The sequence below is a fragment of the Achromobacter sp. NPDC058515 genome (assembly GCF_042721735.1).
In the GTDB taxonomy this organism is placed as follows: domain Bacteria; phylum Pseudomonadota; class Gammaproteobacteria; order Burkholderiales; family Burkholderiaceae_B; genus Achromobacter.
In genome coordinates, this window is sequence record NZ_JBHXNI010000002.1 from 242,400 (window position 1) to 265,985 (window position 23,586).

Sequence of the window (23,586 nt, forward strand, 5' to 3'; positions counted from 1 at the left end):
CGGCCTGCGGTATCGCGTCATCGACAACATTCAATAATTCGGCCCCCGAACGGGCTGGGAGACAGAAAGATGCGTATCAAACCCGTATTGGCGGCCCTGGCCGCCGCCTTGGCCGCGTGCGCGGCGCAGGCTCAATCCGATGTCGTGCGCCTGGGCGTATCCAACGACCGCTCCGGCATTTACTCGGACCTGGGCGGACTGGGCTCGGAAATGGCCGTGCGCATGGCCGTCGAGGACTTCGGCGGCAAGGCGGCCGGCAAGTCCGTGGAGGTCATCGGCGCGGACAACCAGAACAAGGCCGATGTCGCCTCGGCGCTGGTGCGACGCTGGTTCGACACGCAGGGGCTGGTGGCGGTGGTCGACGGCGGCGCCAGCTCCGCCGGCCTGGCCGCGCAAGGCGTGGCGCGCGCGAAAGGCGGGACGGCCCTGATCAGCGGCGGTTTTGCCGGCGACTTCAGCGGCAAGCAGTGCAGCAACCTCAGCACCCAATGGGCGCCCGACACCTATGCGCTGGCCAACGCGGTCGTCAAGAGCGTGGTGGAAGGCGGCGGCAAGTCCTGGTACTTCATCACCACCGACTACGTGTTCGGCAAATCGCTGGAAAGCAATGCCTCGCGCTTCGTGCAGAGCGCCGGCGGCAATGTCGTGGGCAGCACGCGCCATCCGCTGGGCGCCATGGACTTCGCCTCGTTCCTGGTGCAGGCGCAATCCTCCAAGGCCGACGTCGTGGGCCTGGCCAGCGCCGGCGGCGACCTGGTCAACCTGATCAAGCAGGCGCAGGAGTTCGGCCTGACCGGCGGCAAGCAGCGCATGCTGACCTTCCTGACCTTCATCAACGATGTGCAGGCCATGGGCCTGCCTGTCGCGCAGGGGCTGACCTTTCCCACCGGCTTTTACTGGGACGCCGACGAGGACACGCGCGCCTGGACGCAGCGCTGGCAGAAGAAGATGGGCGTGACGCGCGCGCCCTCGATCGTGCAGGCGTTGAGCTATGTCTCCACGACCCACTACCTGCAGGCGGCGCAGGCGGCCGGCACCTTCGATGGCGCGGCGGTCAACCAGAAGATGCGCGAGTTGCCCATCACCACCAAATTGATCAAGAATGCCCGGGTGCGTCCCGAAGACGGCCGCGTCATCATGGACCTGTATCTGGTCGAAGTGAAAAAGCCCGCCGAATCCAAGTACCCCGGCGACTTCTACCGCATCCTGTCCACGGTGCCCGGCGAGAAGGTCTTCGTATCGCTGGCCGACAGCGAATGCCCGTTGGTCAAGAAGTAGGCGCGCCGGGCCGCGCCCGCGCCGCGGGCATGCCGCCAGGCCGGAAAAACAATCAAAAGGAGACATCCCATGAAGTGCTATTGCGTCGTCAATTTCCGCGAGCCCCTGCAGGAAATGGACCAGCCCACGCCCACGCCGCAAGGGTCGCAGGTGCTGCTGAAGGTCCGCGCGGCCGGCGTATGCCACAGCGATATCCACTTGTGGGAAGGCGGCTATGACCTCGGCCAGGGCCGCACGCTCGCGCTGAAGGACCGCGGCGTGTCGCTGCCCCTGACCATGGGCCACGAAACCGTGGGCGCCGTGGTGTCGGCCGGGCCCGATGCGCAGGGGCTCTCGTCCGACCGCAATTACCTCGTCTATCCCTGGATCGGCTGCGGCAAGTGCCCGTCCTGCGCGGCGGGCATGGAGAACCATTGCGCCGCCCCCGCCTGCCTGGGCGTGCACCGCGCCGGCGGCTATGCCGACCATATCGTGGTGCCGCACCCGCGCTACCTGATCGACATCGGCGACCTGGACCCGGCGCAGATCGCGCCCTACGCCTGCTCGGGCCTCACCACCTATTCCGCGCTGAAGAAAATCGGCGCCGACATCTACCGCGAGCATCCCGTCGTCATCTTCGGAGCCGGCGGCCTGGGCCTGATGAGCCTGACCCTGATCAAGGCGCTGGGCGGCGCGGGCGCCATCGTCGTCGACATCGATCCCGCCAAGCGCCAGGCGGCCCTGGATGCCGGCGCGCTGGCAGCCATCGACGGCGCGGCTCCCGACGCCGCGCAGCAGATCATCAAGGCCGCGGGCGGCAAGCCCGTGCAGGCCGCGATCGACCTGGTCGGCGCGCCTGCCACCACCTCGCTGGCCTTCGACTTCCTGACCAAGGGCGGCAAGCTGATCATCGTAGGCCTGTTCGGCGGCGCCTCGTCGTGGCCGATCGCGCTGATACCGATGAAGGCCATGTCCATCATCGGCAGCTACGTGGGCAACCTGACCGAATTGAAGGAACTGATGGAACTGGTGCGGGCGGGCAAGGTGCCGCCGATGCCGGTGCATCGCCACGCCCTGGCCGAGGCCGACAGCGTGCTGGCCTCGCTTCGGGCCGGCACGGTCGTGGGCCGGGCGGTGCTGACGACGGACTGATCGTCCGCGCATAAAAAAGGGGAGCCTCGGCTCCCCTTTTTCATGTGTGCGGGATGCAAGCCTCAAGCGGGCCGCAACCGCGGGTCGTAGATAAAGCGCTCGCGCCGCACGACGACGATGTGCTCCGCGTCGGGATGCGCGGGATTGACCAGGAAGTTGCAGTCGGGCACGCCGCGGTACGGCACGATGGCGCTGGGCAGCTCCAGCAGCGCCGACACCCCGGACTCAACCCAGTTGTCGCCCACGGCCTGCGAGGCCTCGGCGAACGGCACCGCCTCCCAGAAGGGATAGTCTTCCTGCAGCTGGGTCAGGGTCAGCACCTGCCTGGCCTCATACACCGCGCTCGGCATGGCCAGCTCGATCAGGTAGCGGTTGGCCTGTTCGGAGGCGCGGGCGGCAAAATGCACCACGGTTTCCAGCACCGCCAGCGCCACGCTGGACGAGGCGTAGACCACGGGCGTGCCGGGGCTGTTGTAGCGCCCGCCCACGGCCGCGGCGCCCGCGCCGCTCAGATCGTCCGCCCGGTACTTGCCCGCCGTCGTGCCGATGCGCCACAACGAGACAAAGTCCGTCATGCGTAGACGCCGGCGGCCGCCCGCGCCAGGGTGTCTTCCACGATGCGGCTGCTGGCGTCGGAGGTCAGCAGCGACAGCGGCTTGACGTTGCCCAGCGCGGGCACCGGCGTGTTCAGCCACAGCACCGCTTCTTCGTCGCTGCCCAGGACCTGGCGGGCCACCCGCGCCACCCGCGCCACGCGGGCCAGGCGGTCGGATTCGCCCAGCGGCAGCATCTGGCCCTCGCGGGTCCAGCGCGACAAGGACGCGGCCTTGACCTCGGTGATGGCCATGATTTCCGACTTGGGCACCTGCAGGAAGTCGGCGGCGTCGTCCACCATTTTGGCGGGCAGGCCGCGGCGCACGTCGCGCGCGATATCGGTGAGGGGGCTGTCCACCAGCCCCAGGAACAATTGCTTGGCCCGGACCGCGGCGTGGCGCGGCGGCCGCTTGGCTGTCGCGCCGCGCTTGGGCGCGGATTTGTCGGCAAGCTCGATCGTCATGGCGGTCTCCAGGAGCCGCCTCCGCAACCGCCGGACGCGGCAGATATTTCCAAATTGAATTTATGATATCCCATTTGGAAGCATGCCTGCAAGGCGGACCGCCTGCCGGACAGCGCGCCGCCGGGGCCCGGCATGCACCGGATTTGGGCATATCATAGGCGGCGGTAACACAATCCATCGGCACACTTACAAGGACTGGCAATGACGGACCGGCAGCTCACGATACTCGCGGCGTTGAATCTCATGGCGGCGGTCGGCGCCGGCGCCTTCGGCGCGCATGGACTCAAGCGCATGCTGACGCCCGAGCTGCTGGCCGTCTGGCAGACCGGCGTGCTGTATCACCTGGTCCACGCGCTGGGCCTATTCGCGATCGCGCTGCTGGGCGCCCGCTTCGGCTCCCCGCTGCTGTCCGCGGCCGGCGTGGTCATGTTCGTGGGCATCGTGCTGTTTTCCGGCAGCCTGTACGTGCTGTCGCTCACCGGCACGCACTGGCTGGGCGCCGTCACCCCGTTCGGCGGCGTCGCCTTCCTGGCCGCCTGGGCCATGGTGGCGCTGGCCGCCTACCGCGCCCAGGGTTGAACCGCCTACCCTTTCTTCCCCCGGCGGCAGGAACCGCCGCCATTGCAGGTTTCAGAGTTTCAGATGTCCACCTCGACCGCATTACCCGCCGCCCGTGACCGCTCAGCCGCCGCAGGCATCGCCTGCGTGGTGGGCGGCATATTCTTCCTGACCCTGAGCGACGCCAACGCCAAATGGCTCGGCGACCGCTACAACCCGCTGCAGATCCTGTTCCTGCGCGCGCTGATCGCGCTGCCCTTCGTCACCGCGCTGGCGCTGTCGCTGGGCGGACGCCGGGTGCTGCGCACCACCCACCTCGGCCTGCACCTGACGCGCGGCGCCATCAACGTCGTGTCGGCCTGTTGCTTCTACCTGGGCCTGCGCGCGCTGCCGCTGGCCGAGGCCACGGCGATCGCCTTTGCCGCGCCGCTGTTCGTCACGGCGCTGTCGGTGCTGATCCTGAAGGAACGCGTGGACGGCAAGCGGTGGGTGGCGGTGCTGGCAGGCTTTGCCGGCGTGCTGATCGTGGTGCGGCCCGGCACGGAAGCCTTCCAGGCCGCCACCTTGCTGCCGCTGACCACCGCCCTGCTCTATGCGGTCATGATGATCACCGCGCGCGGCATCAGCCGCGCCGAAGGCATGCTGACGACCACGTTCTACATCGTGCTGGGCCAGTTGGTGTGCAGCGCGGTCGGATTGCCCTGGGTCTGGCAGACGCCCGCCATGGAAGACCTGCCGCATTTCGGCGCGGTCGCGCTGTTCAGCACGCTGGGGCTTGCGCTCATCACGCAGGGGTTCCGCATCGGCCCCGCCTCGGTCGTGGCGCCCTTCGACTACACGGGCCTCATCTGGGCCACGATCCTGGGCTGGATCTTCTGGCGCGAGGCGCCCGACGCCTATGCCTACCTGGGCGCCTTGTTCATCGCGGGCAGCGGCGTCTACATCGCCGTGCGCGAAGCGCGGGCCAAGACCCGCCGCGCCAAGCGCTGAGCGCTACTCGGTGGGCGGCGGGAAATTCCGCGCCAGCACGCGCGCCACGTTCGGCTCCAGCGCCGCTTCGCGCGCCACCGCCGTCAAGGCCGGGCATACCGCGTCGAACCAGGACGGCCCCGGGCGCCAATGGATCATGACCGTCACATACAGGTCCAGCGCGGAAAAGCGCCGGCCCAGCATGTGCGGCGCGCCCGCCTGGCGCTCCAGTTCCTGCCACAGGTCCGCCCTGCGCATGTGCACGCGCTCCCGCAGCACCTCGGCCGCGGGCCCTTCGCCCGTCCATTGGGGCGGATCGTCGCCGTAGGTGAAGGTCGGGTAGATCGCCGCCACCAGGCGCAGCAGCAGGTTAAGGAAGCGCGCGCGCTCCGGCTTGTCGGCCGCGGGCGCCAGGCCGGCCTGCGGCGCCACATCGTTCAGATGCAGGATCATGGCCGCGCTTTCGGTCATGACCTCGCCGTCGGGGGTGATCAGCGTGGGGACCTGGCCCAGTGGATTCAGGTGCAAGAGGCGGTCGCGCTCGGGACCGGGCTTCAGATACGGCACGTCGGTCAGCGTGTGCGGCACATTGGCCAGCACCAGCGCCATCTCGACGATGGCGGACCCGCAGCCCGCGGACCCGATCAACTCATAGGATTTCATGTCAGTCACCCTCCCGATTCCGCCGGGGCCAGCCGCAGCAGTTCGCCCGGCGAAGCATCCGTCAGCACATACACATAGCCGTCCGGCCCCTGCCGCACGTCGCGTATCCGGCTCTTGCGGTCAACCAGCAGCTGTTCCTGCGCCACCACGCGGTTGCCGTCCAGTGTCAGGCGGATCAGGTTCTGGTTGAGCAGCGCGCCGATGAACACCGACTTCTGCCAGGCCGGGAACCTGTCCGCATCATAGAAGGCCATGCCGCTGATGGCCGGAGACTTCGGCCACCAGTAGAGCGGCTGCTCCGTGCCGGGCACGGTTTCGCCCTTGGCCTCGGGGATGGCCAGGCCCGAGTAGTTGATGCCATAGGTGGCCAGCGGCCAGCCGTAGTTCTTGCCGGGCTGCACCAGGTTGATCTCATCGCCGCCGCGGGGGCCGTGCTCGTTTTCCCAGAGCTCGCCCGACCAGGGATTCAAGGCCATGCCCTGCGGATTGCGATGGCCGTAGGACCAGATCTCCGGACGGGCGCCCGCCCTGCCCACGAACGGGTTGTCGGGCGGCACCGTGCCGTCGGCTTTGAGCCGCACCACCTTGCCCTGCAGCTTGCCCAGGTCCTGGGCGGTGGGACGCTGGTTGTTCTCGCCCAGCGAAATGAACAGATAGCCCTTGCCGTCGAACACCAGGCGCGATCCGAAATGCAGGCCCGACGACAGCTTGGGCTCCTGGCGGAACAGCACTCGGAAGTCCTGCAGGCCGCTCGCGTCGTCGGCCAGCCGGCCCCTGCCCACCACCGTGCCGCTCTTTGATCCATCCGACTCGGCATAGGACAGGTATACATAGCGGTCCGTCGCGAAATCGGGCGACAGCGCCACGTCGAGCAGGCCGCCCTGCCCTTGCGCGGCCACCTTGGGCACGCCTGTGAGCGGTTGGGACAGGCCCCCCGGCGTGCGCAGCAGGCGCAGGTTGCCGGGCCGCTCGGTGATCAGCACACCGCCCTCGGGCAGGAATGCCATCGACCACGGATGATCCAGCCCGCCCACGACCGGCGTGACCCGCGCGGCGACCGAAGGCGGCTCCTGCGCGGCGCGCGCGGACACGGGCGCCGCGCAGAATGCGGCCGCGACGGACAAGGATAAAAGCAAGGGGATCGCGCGCATGCTCGCGGCGGTGCGTGACTGCATGGACATCTCCGGCGGCAACAGGTTGGAATGCGGGCGCGGAAGGCATGGCAGGGAGACAGGATGCGCCCCACGGTTGGCGTACCATAGCGCCAAGGGACGGGTGGTCTCCCGTCCTTCCTCAGAGGAGACTCCATCACATGAAACTGTACTACATGCCCGGCGCGTGCTCGCTCGCTTCCCACATCGTCCTGGAGTGGCTAGGCAAGCCGTACGAAACGCACAAGCTCAGCCGCGACGAGCTCAAGGGCCCCGAGTACCTGAAGGTCAATCCGCTGGGCGCCGTGCCTGCGCTGACCCATGGCGACTGGACCATCACCCAGAACGCCTCCATCCTGGAATACCTGGCCGAACAGGCCCCGGAAAGCCAGCTGCTCGGCGACGGCACCGCGCGCTCGCGCGCCGAAGTGCGCCGCTGGCTCGGCTTCATCAACTCTGACGTCCACAAGACCTTCTCGATGATCTTCGGCGCGCAGCGCTTCGTGACGGAAGAAGGCGCGCAGAAGGAACTGGCCGGTTCCGCCTCCAGGTTGCTGACCAAGCTGTTCGCGCAACTGGACACCCAACTGGCGGGCAAGCCGTACCTGGCGGGCAAGGCCCCCTCGGTCGCCGACGCCTATCTGTACGTGGTGCTGCGCTGGGCGCACGCCAAGGAAGTGGACCTGTCGGGCCTGGACAACCTGGCCGCGTTCTTCAAGCGCATGGAAGAAGACGCGGGCGTGAAGGCCGCGCTGAAGGCCGAAGGGCTGTAAGCATCAGCGGGATCGCCGCGCCTCGCGCGGAAATCCCGCCAGGGCCGCGCTACCCGCCAGCATCCGGCGACCCGGCCATGCCGGGCAGCGCCTGCCCTTCCAGCGTCTTCTTGACCGCCGCCAGGAAGCGCCGCGCCAGCAAGGGCGGCGCGCTCAGGTTGGAGTGCGTGGCCCAGATCTCCACGCTGGCCTCGGGCGATATCGGACGCAGCGCCATGTGCCCGGCCTGCTCGGGCGTGACGCACCATGCATCCACCAGCGCCGGCCCCAGTCCCTGCTGCACGAACGAACAGGCGGTCACGGGGGAATGCACCTCCACCGCCGCCGCGCACAGCGGCCCCTCGCCAAAGAACGGCTGGAGCGCCCGGCCCAGCGGCGTGTCGCGGGGGTAGCCGATCCACGCCGCCGACGAGAAATCCTCGGGCAGCACGACCTCGCGGCTGGCCAGCGGATGTTCTCGCGGCAGCACGCAGACCACGGGCACGCGCGCCAGCCGGACCGAAGTCAGGTTGGGATGGTCGGGCGGCTGCATGGAAATGCCGATATCGGCCTGCCCGGACAGGAAGTACGCGGCCAGCTCGTCGAACGTCACGCTGCGGTAGTCCACGCGCGCGTCCGCGTTGCGGCCCCGGAAGCGCTCCAGCGCCATGGGAATCAGGCGCTGGCCGAAACTGGCGCTGGCCACGATCTTGAGCATGCCCGCGCCGGACTGCCCCAGGCTGGCCGCCAGGTCGTTCACGCGCTGGATGCCGCCATACACCTGCTCGACCTCCGCGTACAGGCGCCGCGCCTCGGCGGTGGGCGACAGGCGGCTCTTCACGCGCTCGAACAGGCGATAGCCCAGCCGGCTTTCCGTCAGCGCCAGCACCCGGCTCACCGCCGGCTGCGACACATGCAGCATCCGTCCCGCACCGCTGATCGAGCCGGCCATCATGATGGCGCGGAACACCTCGATCTGGCGCAGGTTCAGCGGACGGCCGGCGCTGGGGCCGACCTCGTCGGCATAGGCATCCATTTTCTTCCCCTTGATCAATAACGGCGGATTATAGGTTTTAGACATTTTTCGATGACGCGGCGCAGCATGACCGGGTGTAACCTGCCTGCCTCTACACAACAAAACCAGGGGAAATCCACCATGCGCAGCAAATTCTTCCGCACCCTTTCCGTGGTGGCGCTCAGCGCCGCCGTGTCCGGCACGGCCATGGCCGCCGGCTATCCGGACAAGCCCGTCACCTTCGTGGTGCCCTCGGCCGCCGGCGGCTCGCCCGACGTGCTGTCGCGCCTGATCACGACGCAGATCGCCCGCGATACGGGCGCCACGATGGTCATCGAAAACCGCCCGGGCGCCGCCGGCAACATCGGCATCGCGCTGATCAAGCGCGCCGCGCCCGACGGCTACACCGTGGGCTACGGCAACATCAACACGCTGGCCGTGAACCGCTCGCTGTTCAAGCGCCTGCCCTACGACGTGGACAAGGACCTGACCCCCGTCGCCCACATGTTCGACCTGTACAACGCGCTGATCGTGCCGGCGGACTCGCCCGTCAAGAGCGTGCAGGACCTGATCGACCGCGCCCGCAAGGAGCCCGGCCGCCTGTCCTATGGCGCGTCCGGCGTGGGCACCACGGGCCACATGGGCGGCGAACTCTTCAAGAGCATGGCCAAGCTGGACGTGATGTTCATTCCCTACAACGGCGGCCCCGCCGCCATCCAGGACCTGCTGGGCGGCCGCCTGGACTACCTGTTCGTGAACACCTCGGAAGCCGCCCCGCTGGTCCAGAGCGGCAAGGTCCGCGCCATTGGCGTGAGCAGCCTGAAGCGCCTGCCGATGATGCCCGAGGTCCCCACCCTGGACGAAGCGGGCCTGAAGGGCTATGAGACCGTGGCCTGGGGCGGCGTCGTCGCGCCCAAGGGCACGCCGCCCGAAGTCGTAGCCACGCTGAACGCCGCCATCCAGAAGGCGCTGCAGGCCCCCGAAGTCCGCAAGGGCCTGGCCACCCTGGGCGCCGAACCCGCCACCGGATCGCCCGCCGAGTTCAAGCAGCTGATCGATCGTGAAACCGCCAAGTGGCAGCAGATCATCGACAACGCCGGCATCGAAAAACTCGACTGAGCCCCTCCATGACGGCAGACACCTTGCAGGCAGACTTCATCGTGGCGGGCGCCACGCTCATCGACGGCTCGGGCGGGCCCGCCCGCCAGGGCGACCTGGCCGTGCTGGACGAGCGCATCGTGGCGGTGGGCAGCTTTGCCCATCCCGCGGGCGTGCCGGTCATCGACGGCCGGGGCCAGGTCCTGGCGCCGGGCTTCATCGACTCGCATACCCACGATGACGGCTACCTGCTGGCGCATCCCGACATGCTGCCCAAGGTGTCGCAAGGCATCACGACGGTCGTCACCGGCAACTGCGGGATCAGCCTGGCGCCCCTGTCGCGCACGGAGATCCCGCAGCCGCTGGACCTGCTGGGCCCTCCCGGCCTCTTCCGGTTCGGCACCTTCCAGGCCTGGATGGACGCGCTACGCGCCACGCCTGCCGCGGTCAACGTGATTCCCCTGGTGGGCCACACCACCTTGCGCGTGGCGGTCATGGCCGACACCTCGCGCGCCGCCAACGACCCCGAACGCGCCGCCATGCGCGAACTCATGCAAGAGGCGCTGGACGCGGGCGCGTTCGGCGTGTCCACCGGCACCTTCTACCCGCCGGCCAGCGCCGCGCCCACCGATGAAATCATCGACGTGTGCCAGCCGCTGCTGGGCCGTTCGGGCATCTACGCCACCCACCTGCGCGACGAAGCCGACCACATCGTGCCGGCCATGGAAGAGGCGCTGCTGATCGGCCGCGAGCTCGATTGCCGCGTGGTGTTCTCGCACCACAAGCTGGCCGGCGAACGCAACCACGGCCGCACCCGCGAAACGCTGGATATCATCAGCCGGGCCGCCGCCGCGCAGCCCGTCTGCCTGGACTGCCATCCCTACCCCGCCACCTCCACCATGCTGCGGCTGGACCGCGCGCGCCTGGCCAGCCGCACGATGATCACCTGGTCCAAGGGCTACCCCGAGGCCACGGGCCGCGACTTCAGCGACGTCATGGCCGAACTGGGCCTGGACGACGAGGCCACGGTCGCCCGCCTGGCGCCCGCCGGCGCCATCTACTTCCTGATGGACCCCGCGGACGTCAACCGGATCTTCGCGCATCCGCTCACCATGGTCGGCTCCGACGGCCTGCCTTTCGACCCGCATCCGCACCCCCGCCAATGGGGCACGTTCACCAATGTGCTGCGCACGATGGTGCGCGAACAGAACCTCTTGTCGCTGGAGGCCGCCATCCACAAGATGACCGGGCTGGCAGCGGACCAATACGGCGTGGCCGGGCGCGGACTGCTGCGCGAGGGGTATCATGCTGACCTGGTGCTGTTCGATCCCGCCACGGTGACAGACGTGGCCACTTTTTCAGCTCCCGTTCAGGCAAGCCAGGGCATCCACGCCGTGTGGGTCAATGGCAGGCAGGTCTGGGACGGGGAACGAACCGGCGCCGAACGCCCGGGCCAGGTTCTGACGCCCGGTGATGCATCAGTTCGGAGTTCATAAAGTGAAGACGTTTTCCCAGGGCTGCTACCTGGGTGTATTGGGCGGCATGGGGCCCATGGCCGGCGCGGCCTTTGCCCTCCGCCTGGCGGCGCTGACGCCCGCCGCGATCGACCAGCAGCACATTCCCACGCTGCTGCGCAACGACCCCCGCATTCCCGACCGCTCCAGCGCCTATATGGCCGGCGGCGAGACTCCCCTGCCCCATATGGTCGAAGGCGTGCGGTTCCTGGAACAGGCGGGCGCGCAGCTCATCGCCATCCCGTGCAACACCGCCCACCTCTGGTTCGACGAGATCGCGGCATCCACCCGGCTGCCGGTGCTGCACATCATCCAGGCCGTCATCGAAGACCTGCGCCGCCTGGGCCTGCCCCGCGGCCGCATCGGCCTGATGGGCACCGCCGCCACGCTGAAGCTGGGCCTGTACCAGCGGCGCCTGGAGGCGCAGGGCTATGAATGCATCGTGCCGGACGACGACGAGGTCGAACGCTATTGCATGGGCTCGATCCGCGCCGTCAAGGGCAACCGCCTCGAAGACGCCTTCGCCCCCGCCGCCGAATGCATCGCCCGCCTGAAGGCGCGCGGCGCGGACGCCGTGGTGCTGGGTTGCACGGAATTGCCCCTGGCCGTGCCGCACGCCCTGCGTCCCGGCCTGGGCGTGACGCTGACGGACTCCATCGACGCGCTGGCCCGCGCGGCAATCGCGCACTACCACGCCGACCAGGCGAAACAGGCCATTGCGGCTTGAATGTTAGCCCCCACGCCGCGCACGCTGCGCGTGCTTGCTGCCCCCCGAGGGGGCTCCGCCCCGCCTTGGGGCGGCCCGGCGCCGGGGCGGCCCACGTTAGCCCCCACGCTGCGCGTGCTTGCTTCCTCCCAAGGGGGCTGCGCTAAAAAAAAGGCGCATCTCGCGATGCGCCCACTCCCTTCGCGGGGAAGATATCAGCCGCCCAGGTAAGCCTTGCGGACCTGATCGTTGACCAGCAGGTTCGCGCCAGTGTCCTGCAGCACCACGCGGCCGTTTTCCAGCACGTAGCCGCGGTCGGCCACGCCCAGCGCCTTGTTCGCGTTCTGCTCCACCAGGAACACGGTCACGCCCTGCTCGCGGATCTCGCGGATGATGTCGAAGATCTGGGCGATCACCAGCGGCGCCAGGCCCAGCGTGGGCTCGTCCAGCAGCAGCAGGCGCGGACGCGTCATCAGCGCGCGGCCGATGGCCAGCATCTGCTGCTCGCCGCCCGACATCAGGCCGGCGCGCTGGCTGGCGCGCTCCTTCAGGCGCGGGAACAGTCCATAGACGTGGTCGATGCCCGCCTGGATCTCCTCGCGCTTGGAGAAGAAGCCGCCCATCATCAGGTTCTCGGCCACCGTCAGGTCCTTGAAGACCCGGCGCCCCTCGGGCGAAATGGCGATGCCGCTGCGCATGATGTGGTGGGTGTCCTTGTGCGTGATGTCCTCGCCCTCGAACGTGATCGTGCCTTCGCGGGCTCTCGGATTGCCGCAGACCGTCATCAGCAGCGTCGTCTTGCCCGCGCCGTTGGCGCCGATCAGCGTGACGATCTCGCCCTCGTTGACATCCACCGACACGCCGTTCAGCGCCTGGATCGCGCCGTAGTACGTGTGTATGTTTTCCAGCTTAAGCATCATTCCTCCCCCAGGTACGCCTTGATGACGCGCTCGTCGTTGCGCACCTGCTCGGGGGTGCCGGTAGTGATGGGCTTGCCGTGCTCCATGACGAGGATACGGTCCGAAATGCCCATGATCAGGCTCATGTCGTGCTCGATCAGCAGCACCGCCACGCCGAACTCGCGCCGCAGCTGGTCGATCAGCGATTGCAGGTCCCGCTTTTCATGCGGGTTCAGGCCCGCAGCCGGTTCGTCCAGCATCAGCAGCCGCGGCTTGGTGATCATGCAGCGCGCGATCTCCAGGCGCCGCTGGTGGCCGTAGGCCAGGTTGCCGGCTTCGCGGTTGGCGAATTCGCGCAGGCCCATGAAGTCCAGCCATTGCGCGGCGCGCGACAGCGCGTCGGTTTCGGCCTGGCGGTAGCTCTTGAGCTTCAGGAGGCCCGGCAGCAGCCGCGATTCCACCTGGGTGTGCTGCGCGACCAGCAGGTTTTCCAGGACGGTCAGCTGCTTGAACAGGCGCACGTTCTGGAACGTGCGCACCAGGCCGTGGCGCGCCACCTTGTGGCTGGGCAGTCCCGTAATGGACTTGCCGTCCATGATGATGTCGCCCGCGGTCGGCGCATAGAAGCCGCCCACGCAGTTGAACACGGTGGTCTTGCCGGCCCCGTTGGGGCCGATGATGGCGAACACCTCGTCGGACTTGACTTCGAACCCCACGCTGTCGACGGCCAGCAGGCCGCCGAACCGCATGGTGAGTCCGGATACTTTCAGCAATGCCTCGCTCATTTAGACAGCTCCACGTGGGGACGCTTCATGGGCAACAACCCCTGCGGACGCCACATCATCATCAACACCATCACCAGACCGAACATCAGCATCCGGTACTCGGCGAATTCGCGCGCCAGTTCGGGCAGGACCGTCAGCAGGATGGCCGCGAGAATCACGCCCACCTGCGAGCCCATGCCTCCCAGCACCACGATGGCCAGAATCAGCGCGGATTCGATGAAAGTGAAGGACTCCGGGTTCACCATGCCCTGGCGCGCCGCGAAGAACGCGCCGCCGAAACCGGCGAAGGTGGCGCCCAGCGTGAAGGCGGACAGCTTGATGCGCGTGGGGTTGAGCCCCAGCGAGCGGCACGCGATCTCGTCTTCCCGCAGCGCTTCCCAGGCGCGGCCGACCGGCATGCGGATCAGGCGCGTCGACACGAACAGCGTGACCAGCGCCAGCAGCAGCGCCATCATGTACAGATAGATCACCATGTCCTGGTTCTGGAACGTCAGCCCGAAGAACTCATGGAACGTCGTGCCCCCTTCCGTGCTGGGACGGCGGGTCATTTCCAGGCCGAAGACCGTGGGCTTGGGGATGCCGGAAATGCCGTCCGGGCCGCCCGTCAGGGTGTTCAGGTTGATCAGCAGCAGGCGGATCATTTCGCCGAAGCCCAGCGTCACGATGGCGAGGTAGTCGCCGCGCAGCCGCAGCACCGGAAAGCCCAGCACGAAGCCAAACAGCGCCGCCATCGCGCCCGAGAACGGCAGGGCCTCCCAGAAGCTCCAGCCGCCCCAGTGGTACAGCAAGGCATAGGTGTAGGCGCCCACGGCGTAGAAGCCCACGAATCCCAGGTCCAGCAGCCCGGCAAAGCCCACCACGATGTTCAGGCCCAGGCCCAGCATCACGTAGATCAGCACCAGCGTGGCGATGTCCACCGAGCTGCGCCCGGCGAAGAATGGCCAGATCACCGCGATGGCCAGGAGCAGCAGCATCAGCGGCTTGTTGCGCCTGGCCGGCGCCGAAGGCAGGGTCGGCAGGCTGGTCTTGAGTTTCCTGAACGGGATCGCGATCCAGGGACGCAGCATCTGGAAGACGAACACCACCGCGGCGGCAAGCGCCACCAGCGACCAGTGCGACTCCATCGACGTGCGCGCGCCCTGACGGATCAGTTGCAGGCCGAAGACCGGGGTAACGATGACCGCCGTCAGCACGGCCGCCATCGTGGCGTTTTTCAGATTGTTTTTCGACATCAGACTTTTTCCACCTCAGGTTTGCCCAGCAGCCCGGTGGGACGGAACAGCAGAATCAGGACCAGCAGCGAAAACGCCACGATGTCCTTGTACTGTGACGATATATAGGCGGCCGCGAAGGTCTCGGCCAGGCCCAGCAGCACGCCGCCCAGCATGGCGCCGGGGATGCTGCCGATACCGCCCAGCACCGCCGCCGTGAAGGCCTTGATGCCGGCCAGGAAGCCGATGAAGGGGTTCAGTTTGCCGATGGTGATGGCGATCAGCACGCCGCCCACCGCCGCCAGGATCGCGCCCATCACGAACGTGAACGAGATCACGCGGTTGGTGTCGATGCCCAGCAGGTTGGCCATGTGCATGTCCTGCGAGCAGGCGCGCGATGCGCGGCCCATGCGGGAATACTTGATGAACAGCGTCAACGCCACCATCAGCACCACCGTCACCACGATGATCATGATGCGCGAGTACGGGATGGTCACGTCGAAGTCGGTTCCCATGTGGAACTGCACGGCGCCGGACACCAGCGAGGGCACGGCCATGTCGCGCGCGCCCTGGCCCAGGGCCACCCAGTTCTGCAGGAAGATCGACATCCCGATGGCCGAGATCAGCGCCACCAGGCGGGGGCTGCCCCGCACGGGCCGGTAGGCCACGCGTTCGACGGAAAAGCCGTAGATGCCGGTGACGGTAATGGCCACGAGCAGCATGGCCGCAATGATGAACGGCACAGGCAGGCCGCTGTTGGTGCCGATGGACGTCAAGGTGACCAGGCCGACATAGGCGCCGATCATATAGATTTCGCCGTGGGCGAAGTTGATCATACCGATGATGCCGTAGACCATTGTGTAGCCGATGGCGATCAGCGCATAGATCGCGCCCAGAGACAATCCGTTGAAGAATTGCTGGGTAAGTTGGGGTATGAGGTCGGACATTATTTCTCTTGCTCCAAATAGTTCCGGCTCCGGTAGAGAGACCCGGAGCCGGAAACCTGGGCGTATTTTATAAGGGCCTGCGGTCTGTGCGTGCCGGCCGCACAGCGCTTTTGGCGCATCGCTACGCGGATTACGACACAACCAAGACGACAGGCCCTACACGCCGGCGGCATGCCGGCGGGATCGCGAGTTTACAGCTGGGTCTTCTTCCCGTCCTTGTCCCACTTGTAGACGGCGAATTCGAAGTCCTTCAGATCGCCCTTGGCGTCGTATTCGACCTTGCCGATGCCGGTATTGAACGTGGTCTTGTGCATGTAGTCGGCCACCTTGGCGGGGTCTTCGCCCACCGCGTTGATGCTGTCGGCCAGGATCTGCACCGCGGCATAGGCCGGCATCTGGAACGCGCCGTCCGGATCGCGCTTGGCGTCCTTGAAGGCCTTGACGATGCCTTCGTTGCCCGGCAGCTTGGTGAAGTCGGCCGGCAGCGTGACGAGCAGGCCGTCGATGGCCGGACCGGCGATGGCCACCAGATCCTGGTTGGCGGTGCCTTCCGGACCCATGAACTGGACCTTCAGGCCCTGTTCACGCGACTGGCGCAGCAAGAGGCCCAGTTCCGGGTGGTAGCCGCCGAAATAGACCAGGTCCACGCCCGCGGACTTCAGCTTGGTGATGATGGCCGAGTAGTCGCTGTCGCCGACGTTGATGCCTTCGAACAGCGCGACGTTGACCTTTTCCTTGGCCAGGGCATCTTTCACCTGGGTGGCCACGCCCGAACCGTAGGTCTGCTTGTCGTGCAGGACGGCGACCTTCTTGGGCTTCAGGGTCTTGGCGATGTAGTTGGCGGCGTACGGGCCTTGCTGGTCGTCGCGGCCGATCGTGCGGAAGAAGAAATGCGGCTTGATGGTGTCGGTGACCAGCGGGGACGTGGCGCCCGGGGTGATCCCGACAATGCCCTCTTCCTCGTAGACCTTCACGGCGGCGACGGTGACGCCCGAGCACGCATGGGCCACGGCGAACTTGGCGCCGGAGTTGACCACGCGGTTGGCGGCCGGCACGGCCTGCTTCGGCTCGCAGCCGTCGTCGATGAGGATGGGCTCGAGCTTCTTGCCCTTGACGCCGCCCTTGGCGTTGATCGTCTCGATGGCGGTCAGGGCGCCGGCCTGGATCTGGTCGCCGTATTGCGTGTTGGGACCGGTCATGGGCTGGGGAATGCCGATCTTGATCGTGTCGGCGGCGTGCGCGGCGCCAGCCAAGGCAAGTGCCCCAAGCGCCATGGCTACCGGGGTAAGGCGATTCAGAAACTTCATGCGGAGTTCTCCAGCGAGGTTTTGAGCGGCTCTGTTCAATACGGTTTATCGGGAGGGTGCCCCGCAATCCGCATTGCCCGTCGCCGGCTTCTTGGGCAAAAACACGGTGTGGGCGGTATTCTGGAAGCAAGCCGCCATACTGTCACTGCGTGTAATCCCCAATATTTTCCGGCGAACCTTTAATCGTGACGGATAGGCGCGCCAAGCCCGTGAAATCGCTGGAGAAATCGCAAAGACGCCTTGATTAACAACTGGCGCAATACCAGAAGTTGTGCTTGGCGCTTTATATGAAAAATTATTAATACACCGTTTGAGCACGCATTTAAATACAGTACTTACGCTGGCCTTACGGATAATGTTTTCGGATGGCTCGATGCGCTATGCGCTGGCCGGCTTGGCCAGGTTCCACATCAGCGCGCGGAACGGCGCCAGCATGCAGATATTGACCGCCAGCTTGATCGCCAGGTCGCCCATCAGCCACGTCATCCATGGCGCGCCGGTGGCTGCGAACGCCACGCTGAAGAACACTGCCGTGTCCAGCGTCGCTCCCAGCACGCCGGACGCGAGCGGCGCGCGCCACCAGCGCTGGTCGCGCAGGCGGTCGAACACGTGGATGTCCACGAGCTGCGCGCAGATGTAGGCCAGGCCCGAGGCCAGCGCGATGCGCGGCGACGCCACCCACACCGACACCGCCAGGGCGGCGGCAAAGCCGAACCAGACCACGCGGCGAGCCGCGGCCGGGCCGAAGCGGCGGTTCAGGACGTCGGTGACCAGGAAGGCCACCGGGTAAGACAGCCCGCCCCAGGTCAGCCAGTCGTTCAGCGGCACCTGGACCAGGATATTCGAGCCCACCACCACGACCAGCATGCACAGCACGGCGACGCCGAACTGCAGGCGGGTCATGGACGGAAAGCGCGCAAGCACCGCAGTCATTTCCCGAACTCCCCGGCCAGCTCGCGCGAGCGCCGCGCGGCGGCGGCCATGGCGTCTTCCACGATGCCCGCAAAGCCCGCTGCCTCGAAGGCGGCCAGCGCCGCGGCCGTGGTGCCGCCCTTGGACGTGACGCGTTCGCGCAGCACGGACAGGGGCTCGGACGATTCCGCGGCCAGCTTCGTGGCCCCGGCCACCGTGCCCAGCGCCAGTTGCCTGGCCTGGCCGGCCGTCAGGCCGACCTTCAGTCCGCCGGCCACCAGCGCTTCAAGAAACAGGAAGACATAGGCCGGCCCGCTGCCCGACAAGGCCGTGACGCCATCCAGCGCGGCGTCGTCGGCCACCCAGACCACCTCCCCCACGCAGGACAGCAGGCGCGCCGCCAGTGCGCGGTCGGCCTCGTCCACGCCGTCCAGGGCGGCCAGGCCGGTCATGCCCGCGCCCACCAGGGCGGGCGTGTTGGGCATGCAGCGCACCAGGCGGCTGAAAGGCGCCTCGGGCGTGCCCAGCCATTGGGCCAGCGTATCGGCGCGTATGCCGGCGGCCACGCTTACCACCAAGGTGTCGTCTTGCAGCCACTGACGCGTGGAAGCCACAACCTCTTTCATGTTCTGTGGCTTGACCGCGAACACCCAAACGCGGCAGCGCGCCAAGGCCTCGCCGGGGGCCGCCGCGGTAGTCATGCCGCGGGCCTGCCAGGACGCGCGCGCGTCCTGGTTTATGTCAATGACATGGATGTCCCCGGCAGCGCATACTTTGCCGGCCAGTCCGCAGGCCAGGGCGGCCGCCATGTTGCCGCCGCCAATGAACGCAATCGAAAGTTCGTTTTTCATAGGCCGCGATTGTAAACGGTCCCCTTCGTCGGGCAAAAAAAACAAAATGTTCGTTCGCGCCTGAAACGCGCAATTTGACAGGCGTTTAGACTGATGTGAAAGTCACGGTTTTGTCACAAACAATTCATAAGGTGTCGTGTTTCATGCGTCCGGACAACCCGGGCCGCAACACGCCCAACTGGAGGAACCCCCCTATGCGATCCCATCGTATTGCCTTGACCTTTGCCGCCATCATGACGGCTTTCGCAGGCGCTTCCGCGCATGCCGCCACCGAAATCCAGTTCTGGCACTCGATGGAAGGCGCGCTGGGCGACCGCGTGAACGGACTGGTCGAAGAATTCAACAAGAAGAACCCCGACTACCAGGTCAAGGCTGTCTACAAAGGCAACTACGGTGAATCGATGAACGCCGGCATCGCCGCGTTCCGCGCCGGCAATGCGCCGGACATCCTCCAGGTCTTCGAAGTCGGCACCGCCACCATGATGTACGCCAAGGGCGCCATCAAGCCGGTGCAGGAGATGTCTGAAGAAGTCGGCAACCCGATCGATCCGAAGGAATTCATCGGCGCCGTGGCCGGCTACTACTCGTCGGCCGACGGCAAGCTGGTGTCGATGCCCTTCAACAGCTCGACCGTGGTGTTCTACTACAACAAGGACGCCTTCAAGAAGGCCGGCCTGGACGCCGACAATCCTCCCAAGACCTGGGAAGAGCTGGCCGCCGCCGGCCAGAAGCTGAAAGCCGCGGGCCAGGAATGCGGCTACACCACCTCGTGGCCGTCGTGGACCCAGCTCGAGACCTTCTCGGCCTGGCACAACGTGCCGTACGCCACCAAGGACAACGGCTTCGGCGGCGTGGACGCCCGCATCGCGATCAACACCCCGCTGCACGTGCGCCACCTGGAAAACCTGGCCAAGCTGGGCAAGGAAGGCATCTTCATGTACGGCGGGCGCGGCGACGAGCCGAACTCGCTCTTCATCAGCGGCAAGTGCGCCATGATCACCGGCTCGTCCGGCCTGCGCGCCAACATCGCCAAGAACGCCAAGTTCGAATTCGGCACCTCGACCTTGCCCTACTACGCCGACGTGCAGGGCGCGCCGCAGAACACCATCATCGGCGGCGCTTCGCTGTGGGTCTTCGCCAACAAGAAGCCGGAAACCTACAAGGGCGTGACCGAGTTCTTCAAGTTCCTGGCCAGCCCGGAAATCGCCGCCCGCTGGCACCAGCAGACCGGCTACGTGCCGGTCACCAAGGCTGCGTACGAGCTCACCAAGAAAGACGGCTTCTACGACAAGAACCCGGGCACCGAAGTCGGCGTCAAGCAGCTGAACGTCGAGACCACCGCGCAATCGCGCGGCCTGCGCCTGGGCTTCCTGCCGCAGATCCGCGAGATCGAGGACGCTGAAATCGAACGCATCGTGTCCGGCAAGGTTGCGGCCAAGGACGGCGCCGAGAACATCGTCAAGCGCGGCAACGAACTGCTGGAAAAGTTTGAGAAAAGTGTAAAGTAGCGCCCTTTCGCGCGACTTGACCGCCCCCTGCCGACCGGCATTTTCCGTGTCGCGGCAGGGACTTATGAGGCTTAAAACCCTGGTTTTTTTAGGGCTTTAAGCCTATCGTATTTTTATGAGTGCCGGCGCCTTTGGGCGCCGGGCGCCTCGCGCAATGCCGGCGAAGGCGGTTTCAGGCGGCGGTTATTTCAACCGCCGCTTTTCTGTACCTTGGGTTCCCCCTATGGAAAAACGCGTTGTATTCGGGCACAAGACCTTGCCCTATCTGCTGCTTCTGCCGCAGCTGATCATTACCGTGGTGTTCTTCTTCCTGCCCGCCGGACAAGCCATGTGGCAGTCCATGCGCCTGGAAGATCCCTTCGGCCTGTCCTCCCAGTTCGTCGGCCTGGACAACTTCATGGACCTGTTCTCGCAACAGGCCTATCTGGATTCCTTCCGCGTCACCGCCGTCTTCTCGATCCTGGTGGCCGGCATCGGGCTTGGCGTGTCGCTGGTGCTGGCCGTCATGGCCGACCGCGTCATCCGCGGCTCGGGTCTCTACAAGACGCTGCTCATCTGGCCCTACGCCGTGGCGCCCGCCGTCGTCGGCGTGCTGTGGCTGTTCCTGTTCTCGCCTTCCGTCGGCATCCTGGCCGTGGCCCTGCGCAAATCGGGCGTGGACTGGAACCCGCGCCTGGACGGCAACCAGGCCATGGTCCTGGTGATCGTCGCCGCCGTCTGGAAGCAGGTGTCGTACAACTTCCTGTTCTTCCTGGCCGGCCTGCAATCGATTCCGCGCTCGCTGATCGAAGCCGCCGCGATCGACGGCGCAAGCCCGGCGCGCCGCTTCTGGACCATCGTGTTCCCGCTGCTGTCGCCCACCACCTTCTTCCTGCTGGTGGTCAACATCATCTATGCCTTCTTCGACACCTTCGCCGTGATCGACACGACGACGCAGGGCGGTCCCGGCACCGCGACCTCGATCCTGGTCTACAAGGTGTACAGCGACGGCTTCCGCGGCCTGGACCTCGGCTCGTCCGCCGCCCAGTCCGTCGTGCTGATGTTCATTGTGGTTGCCTTGACGGTCGTGCAATTTCGCTACGTCGACCGCAAAGTGCAGTATTGATTTTGTTCGAGGCTGATAACAATGGTTGAACGCCGTCCCTGGCTGGACATTCTGGCCCACGTCATTCTGCTCTGCGGCGTGGCGATGGTGGCATTTCCGCTTTACGTCACTTTCGTCGCGTCCACCCAGACCGCGCAGGAAGTCGCGCAGGCGCCGATGTCGCTGATTCCCGGTCCGCACTTCGTGGACAACTACATGCAAGCCCTGTTCGGCGGCTCGTCGGGCGGTTCCTCGGGCGCGCCCGTGGGCCGCATGATGTACGTCAGCCTGATCATGGCGCTGGCTATCTCCATCGGCAAGATCGCGATCTCGCTGCTGTCGGCTTTCGCGGTCGTGTACTTCCGCTTCCCCGGCCGCATGTTCTTTTTCTGGATGATCTTCGTCACGCTCATGCTGCCCGTCGAAGTCCGCATCGCGCCCACCTACAAGGTGGTTGCCGACCTGGGGCTGCTCAACAGCTACGCCGGCCTGACCTTGCCGCTGATCGCCTCGGCCACGGCCACCTTCCTGTTCCGCCAGTTCTTCCTGACGGTGCCGGACGAGCTGATCGAAGCCGCGCGCATCGACGGCGCGGGCCCGCTGCGCTTCTTCCGCGACGTGCTGCTGCCCCTGTCCAAGACCAGCATCGCCGCCCTGTTCGTGATCCAGTTCATCTACGGCTGGAACCAATACCTGTGGCCGCTGCTGGTCACCACGCAGGAAGACATGTACCCCGTCGTCATCGGCATCAAGCGGATGATCAGCGGCGGCGACAGCGTGACCGAATGGAATATCACCATGGCCACCGCCATGCTCGCGATGATCCCGCCGGCGCTGGTTGTCATCCTGATGCAGAAATGGTTCGTCAAGGGTCTGGTCGACACTGAAAAATGACCCCCACGCCGCGCCTTCGACTTGCTGCCCCCCTGGGGGGCGTTTTCATCTTGAGACGGCTCGGCGATGAAAAGTGACGCTTGCCCGCCCTCGCCCACCCGAACACGACTCCGAATACGAATAACTCATGGCTACCCTCAGCTTCCGTAAAGTCAAGAAAACCTATACCGGCGACGTGCCGGTCATCCATGGCATCGACATGGATGTCAAGGACGGCGAATTCATCGTCATCGTCGGCCCCTCGGGCTGCGGCAAATCCACGCTGATGCGCATGGTCGCCGGCCTGGAAACCGTCACCAGCGGCGAAATCGTCATCGACGACAAGGTCGTCAATGGCCTGGAACCCGCCGAGCGCGACATCGCGATGGTGTTCCAGAACTACGCGCTCTACCCGCACATGACCGTGTTCGAGAACATGGCCTACGGCTTGAAGATCCGCAAGTTCACCAAGGACGAGATCAAGAAGCGCGTGGACATCGCCGCGCAGATCCTGGAACTGGGCCATCTGCTCGACCGCCGCCCGCGCGCCCTGTCCGGCGGCCAGCGCCAGCGCGTCGCCATGGGCCGCGCCATCGTGCGCGAGCCCAAGGTGTTCCTGTTCGACGAACCCCTGTCGAACCTGGACGCCAAGCTGCGCGTGGCGATGCGCCTGGAAATCATGAAGCTGCACCGCCGGCTGGGCACCACCAGCCTGTACGTGACGCACGATCAGGTCGAGGCCATGACGCTGGCCAACCGCATGATCGTCATGTACCAGGGCGTGGCCGAGCAGATCGGCACTCCGATGGAAGTGTTCGAAAAGCCCGCTTCGACGTTTGTCGCCGGCTTCATCGGCTCGCCGCCGATGAACCTGATCGAAGTGGACGTAGCCGGCGACGGCACGGTCCAGACCACCGACCGCAACGCGCTCGAGATCTCGCCGCTGCAGGTGCCTTCGCAGGTGCGCGGCCGCAAGGTCATCATGGGCATGCGCCCGGAGCACATGCTGCTGAACACGCAAGGCGTGCCGGCCGAAGTTGAAATGGTGGAAACGCTGGGTTCCGAGCAACTGGTCCATTGCCGCTGCGGCAAGAGCACGCTGGTCGTGCGCTGCACGACGCGCCAGTTGTCCGAGTCGTCGGCCAAGGTCGGCGACCGCGTCAACGTCGGCCCGGACGGCCGCCATGCGCTGCACTGGTTCGAGGCCGACACCGGCCGCCGCGTGCACGGCCTGTAAGCGGCGGAGGCCGGCGGCGTCCTCGGTGCAGGTGGGTGCAGGTGTCTGACACCCCCGGAGGTGTCTGACACCCCCGGAAC

At 66.4% G+C, this 23,586-nt stretch carries 24 protein-coding genes; 12 read left to right on the forward strand and 12 right to left on the reverse strand.

All coding sequences use genetic code 11. From position 1 onward, the window contains the following. Positions 1-69 precede the first annotated feature (69 nt). Entirely contained in the window at positions 70-1,278 is a 1,209-nt protein-coding gene (locus tag ACFWP0_RS04380) for an ABC transporter substrate-binding protein (protein ID WP_377839949.1), read from the forward strand. A 69-nt stretch (positions 1,279-1,347) separates the two neighbouring features. After that, positions 1,348-2,409 (forward strand): alcohol dehydrogenase, encoded by a 1,062-nt coding sequence (locus ACFWP0_RS04385; RefSeq protein ID WP_377839950.1) that lies wholly within the window; start codon positions 1,348-1,350, stop codon positions 2,407-2,409. A gap of 62 nt (positions 2,410-2,471) precedes the next feature. Here ACFWP0_RS04385 and ACFWP0_RS04390 read toward each other — a convergent pair whose 3' ends face one another. Beyond that, positions 2,472-2,984 carry an RES family NAD+ phosphorylase gene (locus ACFWP0_RS04390; protein ID WP_377839952.1) on the reverse strand — a complete coding sequence of 171 codons (513 nt, stop codon included), beginning with the start codon at positions 2,982-2,984 and terminating at the stop codon, positions 2,472-2,474. Next, positions 2,981-3,466: an antitoxin Xre/MbcA/ParS toxin-binding domain-containing protein gene (locus ACFWP0_RS04395; protein WP_377839953.1), complete on the reverse strand. Its 486-nt coding sequence runs from the start codon at positions 3,464-3,466 to the stop codon at positions 2,981-2,983. Before ACFWP0_RS04395 ends, ACFWP0_RS04390 begins: the two co-directional genes overlap by 4 nt. A gap of 201 nt (positions 3,467-3,667) precedes the next feature. Between ACFWP0_RS04395 and ACFWP0_RS04400 the strand changes: the two genes are divergently transcribed. Both ACFWP0_RS04400 and ACFWP0_RS04405 read left to right on the forward strand, forming a co-directional pair. Beyond that, the gene (locus ACFWP0_RS04400) at positions 3,668-4,045 is read left to right on the forward strand and encodes a DUF423 domain-containing protein (RefSeq protein ID WP_377839954.1); all 378 of its coding nucleotides are present in this window, start codon (positions 3,668-3,670) and stop codon (positions 4,043-4,045) included. 63 nt (positions 4,046-4,108) lie between these two features. Continuing rightward, positions 4,109-5,014, forward strand: a complete 906-nt coding sequence (locus tag ACFWP0_RS04405) for a DMT family transporter (RefSeq protein ID WP_377839956.1) — start codon at positions 4,109-4,111, stop codon at positions 5,012-5,014. A gap of 3 nt (positions 5,015-5,017) precedes the next feature. Here ACFWP0_RS04405 and ACFWP0_RS04410 read toward each other — a convergent pair whose 3' ends face one another. Beyond that, complete coding sequence (locus ACFWP0_RS04410) at positions 5,018-5,656, reverse strand: glutathione S-transferase family protein (RefSeq protein WP_377839958.1); 639 nt, start codon at positions 5,654-5,656, stop codon at positions 5,018-5,020. Positions 5,657-5,661: 5 nt separating this feature from the next. Continuing rightward, complete coding sequence (locus tag ACFWP0_RS04415; RefSeq protein WP_377839960.1) at positions 5,662-6,831, reverse strand: PQQ-dependent sugar dehydrogenase; 1,170 nt, start codon at positions 6,829-6,831, stop codon at positions 5,662-5,664. 137 nt (positions 6,832-6,968) lie between these two features. Between ACFWP0_RS04415 and ACFWP0_RS04420 the strand changes: the two genes are divergently transcribed. Next, positions 6,969-7,580 carry a glutathione S-transferase family protein gene (locus ACFWP0_RS04420; RefSeq protein ID WP_377839961.1) on the forward strand — a complete coding sequence of 204 codons (612 nt, stop codon included), beginning with the start codon at positions 6,969-6,971 and terminating at the stop codon, positions 7,578-7,580. Positions 7,581-7,629: 49 nt separating this feature from the next. On the opposite strand, the gene ACFWP0_RS04425 is transcribed toward ACFWP0_RS04420, so the two are convergent. After that, the gene (locus tag ACFWP0_RS04425; RefSeq protein WP_377839963.1) at positions 7,630-8,595 is read right to left on the reverse strand and encodes a LysR family transcriptional regulator; all 966 of its coding nucleotides are present in this window, start codon (positions 8,593-8,595) and stop codon (positions 7,630-7,632) included. Positions 8,596-8,715: 120 nt separating this feature from the next. Here ACFWP0_RS04425 and ACFWP0_RS04430 point away from each other — a divergent pair, with 120 nt between their 5' ends. Genes ACFWP0_RS04430 through ACFWP0_RS04440 form a run of 3 tightly spaced genes read left to right on the forward strand, consistent with a single transcriptional unit; the run spans position 8,716 to position 11,913 of the window. Beyond that, the gene (locus ACFWP0_RS04430; RefSeq protein WP_377839964.1) at positions 8,716-9,693 is read left to right on the forward strand and encodes a Bug family tripartite tricarboxylate transporter substrate binding protein; all 978 of its coding nucleotides are present in this window, start codon (positions 8,716-8,718) and stop codon (positions 9,691-9,693) included. Positions 9,694-9,701: 8 nt separating this feature from the next. After that, a complete protein-coding gene (locus ACFWP0_RS04435) occupies positions 9,702-11,168 on the forward strand; it encodes an amidohydrolase family protein (RefSeq protein ID WP_377839966.1) in 1,467 nt (488 codons plus the stop codon). Position 11,169: 1 nt separating this feature from the next. Then, positions 11,170-11,913, forward strand: coding sequence for an aspartate/glutamate racemase family protein (locus ACFWP0_RS04440; protein WP_377839968.1), 744 nt, complete (start codon positions 11,170-11,172; stop codon positions 11,911-11,913). 194 nt (positions 11,914-12,107) lie between these two features. Here ACFWP0_RS04440 and ACFWP0_RS04445 read toward each other — a convergent pair whose 3' ends face one another. From ACFWP0_RS04445 to proC, 7 genes are all read right to left on the reverse strand, one after another. Next, positions 12,108-12,809: an ABC transporter ATP-binding protein gene (locus tag ACFWP0_RS04445; protein ID WP_377840468.1), complete on the reverse strand. Its 702-nt coding sequence runs from the start codon at positions 12,807-12,809 to the stop codon at positions 12,108-12,110. Further along, positions 12,809-13,576 (reverse strand): high-affinity branched-chain amino acid ABC transporter ATP-binding protein LivG, encoded by a 768-nt coding sequence (livG, locus tag ACFWP0_RS04450; protein WP_377839969.1) that lies wholly within the window; start codon positions 13,574-13,576, stop codon positions 12,809-12,811. The genes ACFWP0_RS04445 and livG overlap by 1 nt, the downstream gene beginning before the upstream one ends. Continuing rightward, positions 13,573-14,808: a high-affinity branched-chain amino acid ABC transporter permease LivM gene (locus tag ACFWP0_RS04455; RefSeq protein ID WP_377839970.1), complete on the reverse strand. Its 1,236-nt coding sequence runs from the start codon at positions 14,806-14,808 to the stop codon at positions 13,573-13,575. The genes livG and ACFWP0_RS04455 overlap by 4 nt, the downstream gene beginning before the upstream one ends. Beyond that, positions 14,808-15,734: a high-affinity branched-chain amino acid ABC transporter permease LivH gene (gene livH, locus ACFWP0_RS04460; RefSeq protein ID WP_377839972.1), complete on the reverse strand. Its 927-nt coding sequence runs from the start codon at positions 15,732-15,734 to the stop codon at positions 14,808-14,810. Before livH ends, ACFWP0_RS04455 begins: the two co-directional genes overlap by 1 nt. A 191-nt stretch (positions 15,735-15,925) precedes the next feature. Beyond that, positions 15,926-17,041: a high-affinity branched-chain amino acid ABC transporter substrate-binding protein gene (locus tag ACFWP0_RS04465; protein ID WP_377839974.1), complete on the reverse strand. Its 1,116-nt coding sequence runs from the start codon at positions 17,039-17,041 to the stop codon at positions 15,926-15,928. 378 nt (positions 17,042-17,419) lie between these two features. After that, the gene (locus ACFWP0_RS04470) at positions 17,420-17,974 is read right to left on the reverse strand and encodes a queuosine precursor transporter (RefSeq protein WP_377839975.1); all 555 of its coding nucleotides are present in this window, start codon (positions 17,972-17,974) and stop codon (positions 17,420-17,422) included. Continuing rightward, positions 17,971-18,804, reverse strand: coding sequence for a pyrroline-5-carboxylate reductase (gene proC / locus ACFWP0_RS04475; RefSeq protein ID WP_377839977.1), 834 nt, complete (start codon positions 18,802-18,804; stop codon positions 17,971-17,973). The genes ACFWP0_RS04470 and proC overlap by 4 nt, the downstream gene beginning before the upstream one ends. Positions 18,805-18,998: 194 nt before the next feature. Between proC and ugpB the strand changes: the two genes are divergently transcribed. The 4 genes from ugpB (at position 18,999) to ACFWP0_RS04495 (ending at position 23,506) form a co-directional block, all read left to right on the forward strand. Continuing rightward, positions 18,999-20,312: a sn-glycerol-3-phosphate ABC transporter substrate-binding protein UgpB gene (gene ugpB, locus ACFWP0_RS04480; RefSeq protein ID WP_377839978.1), complete on the forward strand. Its 1,314-nt coding sequence runs from the start codon at positions 18,999-19,001 to the stop codon at positions 20,310-20,312. Positions 20,313-20,535: 223 nt separating this feature from the next. Next, positions 20,536-21,417 (forward strand): sn-glycerol-3-phosphate ABC transporter permease UgpA, encoded by an 882-nt coding sequence (gene ugpA / locus ACFWP0_RS04485; RefSeq protein WP_377839980.1) that lies wholly within the window; start codon positions 20,536-20,538, stop codon positions 21,415-21,417. A gap of 21 nt (positions 21,418-21,438) precedes the next feature. Next, on the forward strand, positions 21,439-22,290 hold the full coding sequence (gene ugpE, locus ACFWP0_RS04490) for a sn-glycerol-3-phosphate ABC transporter permease UgpE (RefSeq protein ID WP_377839981.1): 852 nt from the start codon (positions 21,439-21,441) through the stop codon (positions 22,288-22,290). A 127-nt stretch (positions 22,291-22,417) separates the two neighbouring features. Beyond that, a complete protein-coding gene (locus ACFWP0_RS04495) occupies positions 22,418-23,506 on the forward strand; it encodes a sn-glycerol-3-phosphate import ATP-binding protein UgpC (protein WP_377839982.1) in 1,089 nt (362 codons plus the stop codon). Positions 23,507-23,586: the final 80 nt, after the last annotated feature.

What these genes read in the sequence shown, in the direction of transcription:
- ACFWP0_RS04380 (WP_377839949.1), top strand. Translation starts at nt 70, where the DNA reads ATGCGTATCAAACCCGTATTGGCGGCCCTGGCCGCCGCCTTGGCCGCG.
- ACFWP0_RS04385 (WP_377839950.1), top strand. Translation starts at nt 1,348, where the DNA reads ATGAAGTGCTATTGCGTCGTCAATTTCCGCGAGCCCCTGCAGGAAATG.
- ACFWP0_RS04390 (WP_377839952.1), bottom strand. Translation starts at nt 2,984, where the DNA reads ATGACGGACTTTGTCTCGTTGTGGCGCATCGGCACGACGGCGGGCAAG.
- ACFWP0_RS04395 (WP_377839953.1), bottom strand. Translation starts at nt 3,466, where the DNA reads ATGACGATCGAGCTTGCCGACAAATCCGCGCCCAAGCGCGGCGCGACA.
- ACFWP0_RS04400 (WP_377839954.1), top strand. Translation starts at nt 3,668, where the DNA reads ATGACGGACCGGCAGCTCACGATACTCGCGGCGTTGAATCTCATGGCG.
- ACFWP0_RS04405 (WP_377839956.1), top strand. Translation starts at nt 4,109, where the DNA reads ATGTCCACCTCGACCGCATTACCCGCCGCCCGTGACCGCTCAGCCGCC.
- ACFWP0_RS04410 (WP_377839958.1), bottom strand. Translation starts at nt 5,656, where the DNA reads ATGAAATCCTATGAGTTGATCGGGTCCGCGGGCTGCGGGTCCGCCATC.
- ACFWP0_RS04415 (WP_377839960.1), bottom strand. Translation starts at nt 6,831, where the DNA reads ATGCAGTCACGCACCGCCGCGAGCATGCGCGCGATCCCCTTGCTTTTA.
- ACFWP0_RS04420 (WP_377839961.1), top strand. Translation starts at nt 6,969, where the DNA reads ATGAAACTGTACTACATGCCCGGCGCGTGCTCGCTCGCTTCCCACATC.
- ACFWP0_RS04425 (WP_377839963.1), bottom strand. Translation starts at nt 8,595, where the DNA reads ATGGATGCCTATGCCGACGAGGTCGGCCCCAGCGCCGGCCGTCCGCTG.
- ACFWP0_RS04430 (WP_377839964.1), top strand. Translation starts at nt 8,716, where the DNA reads ATGCGCAGCAAATTCTTCCGCACCCTTTCCGTGGTGGCGCTCAGCGCC.
- ACFWP0_RS04435 (WP_377839966.1), top strand. Translation starts at nt 9,702, where the DNA reads ATGACGGCAGACACCTTGCAGGCAGACTTCATCGTGGCGGGCGCCACG.
- ACFWP0_RS04445 (WP_377840468.1), bottom strand. Translation starts at nt 12,809, where the DNA reads ATGCTTAAGCTGGAAAACATACACACGTACTACGGCGCGATCCAGGCG.
- livG (WP_377839969.1), bottom strand. Translation starts at nt 13,576, where the DNA reads ATGAGCGAGGCATTGCTGAAAGTATCCGGACTCACCATGCGGTTCGGC.
- ACFWP0_RS04455 (WP_377839970.1), bottom strand. Translation starts at nt 14,808, where the DNA reads ATGTCGAAAAACAATCTGAAAAACGCCACGATGGCGGCCGTGCTGACG.
- livH (WP_377839972.1), bottom strand. Translation starts at nt 15,734, where the DNA reads ATGTCCGACCTCATACCCCAACTTACCCAGCAATTCTTCAACGGATTG.
- ACFWP0_RS04465 (WP_377839974.1), bottom strand. Translation starts at nt 17,041, where the DNA reads ATGAAGTTTCTGAATCGCCTTACCCCGGTAGCCATGGCGCTTGGGGCA.
- ACFWP0_RS04470 (WP_377839975.1), bottom strand. Translation starts at nt 17,974, where the DNA reads ATGACTGCGGTGCTTGCGCGCTTTCCGTCCATGACCCGCCTGCAGTTC.
- proC (WP_377839977.1), bottom strand. Translation starts at nt 18,804, where the DNA reads ATGAAAAACGAACTTTCGATTGCGTTCATTGGCGGCGGCAACATGGCG.
- ugpB (WP_377839978.1), top strand. Translation starts at nt 18,999, where the DNA reads ATGCGATCCCATCGTATTGCCTTGACCTTTGCCGCCATCATGACGGCT.
- ugpA (WP_377839980.1), top strand. Translation starts at nt 20,536, where the DNA reads ATGGAAAAACGCGTTGTATTCGGGCACAAGACCTTGCCCTATCTGCTG.
- ugpE (WP_377839981.1), top strand. Translation starts at nt 21,439, where the DNA reads ATGGTTGAACGCCGTCCCTGGCTGGACATTCTGGCCCACGTCATTCTG.
- ACFWP0_RS04495 (WP_377839982.1), top strand. Translation starts at nt 22,418, where the DNA reads ATGGCTACCCTCAGCTTCCGTAAAGTCAAGAAAACCTATACCGGCGAC.